This is a genomic window from Pseudomonas sp. GM80 (genome assembly GCF_000282515.1).
GTDB lineage: Bacteria > Pseudomonadota > Gammaproteobacteria > Pseudomonadales > Pseudomonadaceae > Aquipseudomonas.
The window spans coordinates 1-857 of the sequence record NZ_AKJD01000276.1 but is presented as its reverse complement, the minus strand read 5'-3'; the positions used below and the strand labels follow the sequence as shown (position 1 = coordinate 857).

Below are 857 nucleotides of genomic sequence, written 5' to 3'. Positions count from 1 at the left end.
CTGCGATCTTTTGATCTTGTTTGTATAAATCAAAGTCAAAAGATCGCAGCCTTCGGCAGCTCCTACAGAGATTGTGAGGTATCGGGTTTATGCATCCGTTTTCCATTCAGCGTATTGATCACATTGTCCTGCGCGTGCAAGACCTGCAGCGCAGCATCGACTTCTACGGCCAGGTGTTCGGCGCCGAGGTGGTCAGGCGCAACGAACCGCTGGGGTTGATCCATCTGCGCGCGGGCAGCTCGATGATCGATCTCGTCGACCTGCAAGGCGAACTCGGCCGCAAGGGCGGCGGGGCGGCCGGTGCCGAGCGGCGCAACGTCGATCACTTCTGTCTGCGCATCGAGCCCTTCGATGAAGCGCTGCTGAGCGCACATTTGCAGTCTTTTGGTCTGAGCGTTGCCAAAGCCGAGTCGCGCTTCGGCGCCGAGGGCAAGGGTTTGTCCCTCTATTGCTTCGACCCGGACGGCAATCAGGTCGAACTCAAAGGGCCGTCCGAGGCGTAGACCTCAGGCGCGTTTGGCCATCAACAATACCGAAGCCGCCGCCGACAGCAGTCCCGCGCAGCAACGATTGAATATCCGTTTGCCGCGCGGCTCGGCGAACCAGCGGCGCATGTGCAGGCCCATCCAGGCATAAGCACTGATGGCGATCCATTCCAGCAGCAGGAACAGCACACCCAGTACCGCGAATTGTGCCGGCACCGGGCGGGCCGGATCGACGAACTGCGGCAGAAAAGCGGTGAACAGCAGAATCGCTTTCGGATTGCCGGCCGCGACCAGAAATTCCTGTCGCGCCAGGGCGAAGAAGCCAACGGTTGCACCCGTCACGTGCTCCTCGGCTTTCGGATTGGCCCGCCA

The 857-nt window shown here is 60.6% G+C and carries 2 protein-coding genes; one reads left to right on the top strand and one right to left on the bottom strand.

Annotated elements, in window-relative coordinates; translation table 11 throughout:
- Window positions 1-89: 89 nt before the first annotated feature.
- Window positions 90-503 carry a VOC family protein gene (locus PMI37_RS30815; RefSeq protein ID WP_008088990.1) on the top strand — a complete coding sequence of 138 codons (414 nt, stop codon included), beginning with the start codon at window positions 90-92 and terminating at the stop codon, window positions 501-503.
- A 3-nt stretch (window positions 504-506) separates the two neighbouring features.
- Here the strand turns inward: PMI37_RS30815 and PMI37_RS30810 are convergent.
- Window positions 507-857, bottom strand: a 351-nt coding sequence (locus tag PMI37_RS30810) for a LysE family translocator (protein WP_008088988.1), incomplete at its 5' end; no start/stop codon positions are given.

What these genes read in the sequence shown, in the direction of transcription:
- PMI37_RS30815 (WP_008088990.1), top strand. Translation starts at nt 90, where the DNA reads ATGCATCCGTTTTCCATTCAGCGTATTGATCACATTGTCCTGCGCGTG.